The organism is Mycobacterium sp. (genome assembly GCF_049683355.1).
Taxonomy (GTDB): Bacteria; Actinomycetota; Actinomycetes; order Mycobacteriales; family Mycobacteriaceae; genus Mycobacterium.
This window is the reverse complement of record NZ_JBAUJB010000477.1, coordinates 1-5181: the sequence shown is the minus strand read 5'-3', so window position 1 is coordinate 5181 and position 5181 is coordinate 1. Positions and strand designations below refer to the sequence as shown.

The following is a 5181-nucleotide window of genomic DNA, read 5'->3' as shown; positions in this document are numbered from 1 at the left end:
CGCCCCGGGCGGGCGCACCGCGGCGGTGGTCGGGACCGCGGTCCGGCTTCGGTCCGGCAGCTCTGGCCGCCGGGACAACCACTTTCGGCGCCGCACGCAGCGGTGCGATCTCACCGACGAGTGCGTGCACCGGAGCCGAGTCGGCCGTGACCTCCTGCGGCCGCACGGTGATGCCTGCGCGCCGCAGCAGCTGCTGGGTGTCCCTGCGCTGCTCGGGCAGGACGACGGTGACGACGTCTCCGTCGCTGCCTGCCCGCGCGGTGCGCCCGGACCGGTGCAGGTAGGCCTTGTGTTCCATGGGCGGGTCGACGTGCACGACGAGCTCGACTCCGTCGACGTGCACACCGCGGGCGGCGATGTCGGTGGCCACCAGCACGCGGGCGGTGCCGGTGGTGAAAGCCGCCAGGTTGCGGTCCCGCGCCGGCTGCGAGAGGTTGCCGTGCAGATCCACCGAGGGAACTCCCGATTCGGTGAGCTGCTTGGCCAGCTTGCGCGCCTGATGCTTGGTGCGCATGAAGAGGATCCGGCGTCCGGTCCCCGAGGCCAGCCGATGCACGAGGTCCTTCTTCTGCTGTGCTCCCCCGACGTGGAACACGTGGTGGGTCATCACGGCGGGCACTTCATCGGCCTCCTCGACCGAGTGCATCACCGGATTGCTCAGGAAACGTTTCACCAGTTTGTCGACACCGTTGTCCAGGGTCGCGGAGAACAGCAGCCGCTGCCCGCCGGCCGGAGTCGCCGACAGGATGCGGGTGACACCGGGAAGGAATCCGAGATCGGCCATGTGATCGGCCTCGTCGAGCACCGTGGTGCGGACATCGTCGAGGTGGATGAGCTTCTGCCGCATCAGATCCTCGAGGCGGCCGGGGCATGCCACGACGATGTCGACACCGGAGCGCAGTGCACTGACCTGCTTGCTCTGCGACACGCCGCCGAAGATCGTGGTGACGCGCAGGCCGGACGCGGAGGCCAACGGCTGCAGCACTGCGGTGATCTGCGTGGCGAGTTCCCGCGTGGGGGCAAGGATCAACCCGGTCGGGCGTGAGGGTGAACTGCGGCGCCCGGTCAGGGTCGCCACCAGCGGCAGCGAGAATGCGAGCGTCTTGCCGCTGCCGGTCTTTCCGCGGCCGAGCACGTCACGCCCGGCGAGCGCATCGGGCAGGGTTGCGGACTGGATCGGGAACGGTTCGGTGATTCCGCGCTCGGTGAGTGCCTGTACCAGCGATGCGGGCACGCCGAGTTCAGCGAAGGATTGGGGGGTCATGTGTGTGCCTTTCCGGCCTGTTCGGGCAGCGTGTGCCCGGGCAACCGCGACGGGAACCGTCAAGCGGAAGTGCGCACACAGTGGCGGTTTCGCCGTAGTGGGGTAGTCGGTCGTCGGCGTTTCCAGGAGCGGGCGGTGTGCTCGACGAGATGGTGATGAGCTGTCCGTAGCCGACGTTCAAGACGAGCCTACCGCACCACCAACCACATACGCATCTGTGGCGGTCAGAACGTCGCGAACTCGCTGAGGACGGCCGCAAGCGCGATCGGCACCCGCGCCTTGATCCTGGTGCCAGAATCAGTGTGCTCCATGGCATCGACGCGCCCGTCAGCGTGCACCCGGTTGACGAGATCCCCTCGGCTGTAAGGGATTGTGACGTCGATCACTACGTCGCGGGGCGCCACCATCTCGGCCATCCGGGTCCGCAGGCGGTCCGATCCCTCACCGGTGCGGGCGGAGACGAACACCGCGTCAGGCAGTGCCCGCCGCAACTTCGCCAGCGCCAAGTCCCCGGCTGCATCGATCTTGTTGACCACCAACAACTCTGGTGCCACCTGTCCGTCATGACCGGCGATGACCTCGTTGACGACCTGCCGCACCGCGTTGACCTGCGCCAGCGGGTTCACGTCGGAGCCGTCGACGACGTGGACGAGCAGATCCGCGTCGACGACCTCCTCGAGGGTCGACCGGAACGCCTCGACGAGCTGGGTGGGCAGGTGCCGGACGAAACCCACCGTGTCGGTGAGCACGATCTCCCGACCGTCGGCGAATTCCCCACGGCGAGTGGTCGGTTCGAGGGTGGCGAACAACGCGTTCTCGACCAGCACACCGGCGCCCGTCAACGCGTTGAGCACACTGGATTTTCCGGCGTTGGTGTAGCCGACGATGGCCACCGAGGGCTTGTCGCTGCCGAGCCGACGGCTGCGCTGCGTATCGCGAACCTGTTTCATATCACGAATTTCCCTGCGCAGCTTTGCCATTCGCTCACGGATCCGGCGGCGATCGGTCTCGATCTTCGTCTCACCCGGCCCGCGGGTTCCCACGCCGCCACCGCTGCCGCCCGCGCCGCCACCCTGCCGTGACATCGACTCACCCCAGCCTCGAAGCCGCGGGAGCATGTACTCCATCTGCGCGTAGGCGACCTGCGCTTTGCCTTCGCGGCTGGTCGCGTGCTGGGCGAAGATGTCCAGGATCAGCGCCGTGCGGTCGATCACCTTGACCTTCACCGCCTTCTCCAGCGCGTTCAGCTGCGCCGGGCTGAGCTCACCGTCGCAGATGACGGTGTCGGCGCCGGTGGCCAGCACCACCTCGCGCAGTTCAGCGGCCTTGCCGGACCCGATATAGGTCGACGGGTCGGGCTTGTCGCGACGCTGGATGAGGCCTTCGAGCACCTCCGAGCCTGCCGTTTCGGCCAACGCGGCCAGCTCCGCCAGGCTGGCGTCGGCGTCCGCGGCGGTGCCGTCGGTCCACACCCCGACCAGCACCACGCGTTCCAGTCGCAGCTGGCGGTACTCGACCTCGGAGACGTCGGCGAGTTCGGTGGACAGTCCGGCGACCCGGCGCAGGGCCACCCGGTCTTCGAGGGCGAGCTCACCGGTGCTCGGGATCTTGGGTTCAGTCATGTACTTGGAGATGTTGCCCCTTCTGGGTGTATTCGTGCATCTGAATTACTGCGATCGCCACCACGCGTCGGACAGTTCGCCTGCGGCGACCAGGACCGAGGGACCCCGCAGGTAGCTGGCGCCCTCGGTGACGGTCACCGCGACCTCGCCCCCGGGAACGTGTATCCGCAGCGCACCGGTCGCCAGGCCCTGGTGCTGCAGTGCGGCGTAGGCCGCGGCGACGGTCCCCGTTCCGCAGGACCGCGTTTCTCCCACTCCCCGTTCGTGCACCCGCATGCTCACCGCACCGTCGGCCGGAGCGGTCAGCACCTCGACATTGACGCCCTCGGGGAACCGTGCGGCGTCGAAGGTCACGGGGCCGGCGACGTCCAGTGCGGCGAGGTCGGCATCGGTCAGCGAGTCATCGACGCAGGCGAGGTGGGGGTTGCCGACGTCGACGGCCAGGCCGTCGAAGTGGCGCCCGCCGACCACCGCCGAACCGTTGCCGAGCGCGGTGGCCTTACCCATGTCGACGGTGACGTCGGCCCGCATCGCATCGGCGGCGTGCAGCTCGACCGGGCGGGCACCGGCCCGCGAGCCCACGACGAACTCCCGTCGGGACTCCAGGCCCTCGGCCCGCAGGTAGTGCGCGAAGACCCGCACCCCATTGCCGCACATCTGCGCGATCGACCCGTCGGCGTTGCGGTAGTCCATGAACCAGTCCTCGGCCGCCACGCCCTCGGGCAGCTCGTCGAGCACCCCGGCCTCGCATGCGGCACCCGCGACGGTGACGCGTAACACCCCGTCGGCGCCGAGCCCGCGCCTGCGGTCACAGAGCGCAGCGACCGCGACCGGCGTCAACTCGATCGCGGCCTGCAGGTCGGGAATCAGCACGAAGTCGTTCTCCGTGCCGTGCCCCTTGGCGAACCTCACCAGCTCAGGATACGTCGCGCCACCGCCGCAGCGCCCGGTCGAGGTTTCCGGGGGCGGCGCCGTCCAGCCAGGTGATGCGGTGGTCGCGGCGGAACCACGACCGCTGCCTGCGCACGTAGCGACGGGTGCCGACGAACGTCGGCTCCCGTGCCGCGGAGCCGTCACCGCCTGCGTCGAGGTCCGCGATGACCTGTGCGTAGCCGAGCGCCCGGGACGCGGTGACACCGTCGCGCAGGCCCCGGCCGAGCAGCGAGGTGACCTCGTCGACCAGGCCGTCGGCGAACATCTTGTCGGTCCGGTGTGCCAGCCGCTGATCGAGAACCTCTGTGTCCCAATCCAGCCCGATGATGGCGGCATTCCACCGGGGGGCGCCGATCTGGGGCGCCGACGCCGCGAACGGTTCGCCGGTGAGCTCCACGACCTCCAGCGCGCGCACGATGCGGCGGCCGTCGGTGGGAAGGATCGCCTCGGCCGCTGCCGCGTCGACCCCGGCCAGTTCGCGATGCAGTTGAGCCACCCCGACCTCGGCGAGGCGCCGCTCCCACCGCGCCCGCACGTGCGGATCGGTGGCCGGAAACGTCCACTCGTCGAGCAGGGACTGGATGTAAAGCATGGACCCTCCGACCAGGATCGGAAGGGCTCCGCGCGCGGCGATCGCCGCGATGTCGGCGGCCGCGTCCTGCTGATAGCGGGCGACAGTCGCGGTCTCGACGACATCGAGCACGTCGAGTTGATGGTGCGGAATGCCCCGCCGTTGCGCGACCGTCAGCTTCGCGGTGCCGATGTCCATCCCGCGGTACAGCTGCATCGCGTCGGCGTTCACCACTTCGGCGGCGATCTCGGCACCGAGTGCCTCGGCGATGGCGAGGGCCAGGTCTGACTTGCCGGTGCCGGTCGGGCCCACGATCGCCAGCGGGCGCGGGGCGCTCACGGGTGCCAGAGGCCGACAAAGTAGCCGACCCCGTAAGGCGCGCCGCGGTAGAGCTCCTTGGCCGACACCGGCGCCGGTTCGGCGAGGCCGGCCAGCACCTGGTAGGCGACGCGGCCGACGATGCCCTCGGTCAGCCGGGTCAGCGCGGCACAGTCACCCGCGGCCAGGGCGTCGTCGAAAACGGCCTGCACCGGTATCGAGTCCGGCTGGTAGCCGCCGGGAGCGGTTGGGCTCAGCGTGTTCGCGCCGTCGGCGACCACCAGCACTCCGATCGGATCGGCGGCGCCGTCGATCTCGGTGCGCAGCTGCCTGCCGAAGTCCAGCGCGGTGTCGAGATCGTGACCACCGTCGTAGGCGCGTACCTGGGCACTGGCCGCCGGGTCGGCGAGTCCGCGCAGCCAGCCGGCGATCAGGGCGCACAGCGGCAACCGGGCGGGCGCGGCACCGAGGGC

5 protein-coding genes are annotated in these 5181 nt (G+C 69.9%); all 5 read right to left on the bottom strand.

Translation table 11 applies throughout. The features are described from left to right. On the bottom strand, positions 1-1264 hold a 1264-nt coding region (locus WA944_RS26790), incomplete at its 3' end, for a DEAD/DEAH box helicase (protein WP_526647510.1). Between the two features lie 224 nt (positions 1265-1488). After that, entirely contained in the window at positions 1489-2886 is a 1398-nt protein-coding gene (hflX, locus tag WA944_RS26785) for a GTPase HflX (protein WP_526374191.1), read from the bottom strand. A gap of 45 nt (positions 2887-2931) precedes the next feature. Then, positions 2932-3798, bottom strand: a complete 867-nt coding sequence (dapF, locus tag WA944_RS26780) for a diaminopimelate epimerase (protein ID WP_526374192.1) — start codon at positions 3796-3798, stop codon at positions 2932-2934. Between the two features lie 4 nt (positions 3799-3802). After that, on the bottom strand, positions 3803-4729 hold the full coding sequence (miaA, locus tag WA944_RS26775) for a tRNA (adenosine(37)-N6)-dimethylallyltransferase MiaA (RefSeq protein WP_526374193.1): 927 nt from the start codon (positions 4727-4729) through the stop codon (positions 3803-3805). Next, positions 4726-5181, bottom strand: a 456-nt coding sequence (locus WA944_RS26770) for a class III extradiol ring-cleavage dioxygenase family protein (RefSeq protein ID WP_526647509.1), incomplete at its 5' end; no start/stop codon positions are given. The genes WA944_RS26770 and miaA, both read right to left, overlap by 4 nt.